Origin of the sequence: Escherichia sp. WS1265 (assembly GCF_046487585.1) — a bacterium.
In the GTDB taxonomy this organism is placed as follows: Bacteria; Pseudomonadota; Gammaproteobacteria; order Enterobacterales; family Enterobacteriaceae; genus Escherichia; species Escherichia coli.
Map to the genome: position 1 here is coordinate 1 of NZ_JBJQJE010000079.1, position 1227 is coordinate 1227.

Here is a 1227-nt window from a genome sequence, read left to right on the forward strand (position 1 = left end):
GATGGTGAGGTGTTTGCCCAGATGGTTTCCGGGCGCATAAACAGCCTGACGCCTTCTGCCGGTGTTCATTTCTGGCTGGAGGCACTCGAGCCAGACTTTATTCCCATGACCAGTGATGAGAGCAACAGGCTGAATCAGGGCGTGTTTGTTGATGACTGGGGGCGTCCCGAAAAATATCTGGTGTATAAAAGTCGTCCTGTATCCGGACGGCAGATGGAAACCAAAGAAGTGGATGCAGAGCGAATGCTGCATCTTAAATTTGTTCGCCGTCTGCACCAGATGCGCGGGACGTCTTTATTGTCCGGTGTGCTGATCCGCCTCAGTGCCCTGAAAGAATATGAAGATTCTGAGCTGACTGCAGCAAGGATCGCTGCTGCTCTGGGGATGTACATCCGCAAAGGCGACGGACAGAGCTATGAAACGGATGGTAATGACAGCAAGGAGAATGAACGCGAGCTTACCATTCAGCCAGGCATTATTTACGACGATCTGAAACCCGGCGAAGAAATCGGAATGGTGAAGTCGGATCGCCCCAATCCTAACCTTGAAACTTTTCGTAATGGTCAGTTGCGTGCCGTGGCGGCGGGCAGTCGTCTGAGTTTTTCCAGTACAGCGCGCAACTATAACGGCACTTACAGCGCCCAGCGTCAGGAGCTGGTTGAATCCACTGATGGCTACCTGATCCTGCAGGACTGGTTTATTGGTGCCGTCACCCGCCCGATGTATCGTGCCTGGCTGAAACAGGCTGTGGCATCCGGTGTTATCAGGCTACCCCGCGATCTTGACCGTTCTTCACTGTATACCGCGGTGTATTCCGGACCGGTGATGCCGTGGATTGACCCTGTTAAGGAGGCTGAGGCCTGGAAAATTCAGATTCGTGGTGGAGCGGCGACAGAATCAGACTGGGTACGTGCAGGTGGTCGTAATCCGGATGATGTCAAACGTCGGCGCAAGGCAGAAATTGATGAAAACCGCAAGCTGGATCTGGTATTTGATACCGATCCGGCCAGTGATAAAGGAGGCAGCAGTGCCGCAACGAAACGACAGGAGCCGCAGCACACCGACGACCAGTCCGAAGAATAATTCCTGGTTCAGGATGCAGGCTGGTCACCAGAGTGACGCGGATATTTATATTTATGACGAGATTGGTTTCTGGGGTGTTACAGCGAAGCAGTTTATCAGTGATCTGAATGCACTGGGCGATATCACCCACATTAATCTCCATAT

Annotated in this window: 2 protein-coding genes; both read left to right on the plus strand. The window is 52.6% G+C overall.

Features of this window, described 5'->3' with window-relative positions:
* Positions 1 to 1083, plus strand: a 1083-nt coding sequence (locus ACJHX3_RS24860) for a phage portal protein (RefSeq protein ID WP_410236248.1), incomplete at its 5' end; no start/stop codon positions are given.
* Positions 1028 to 1227 (plus strand): hypothetical protein (locus ACJHX3_RS24865; RefSeq protein ID WP_162774333.1); only part of this gene is annotated, 200 nt, incomplete at its 3' end. The genes ACJHX3_RS24860 and ACJHX3_RS24865, both read left to right, overlap by 56 nt.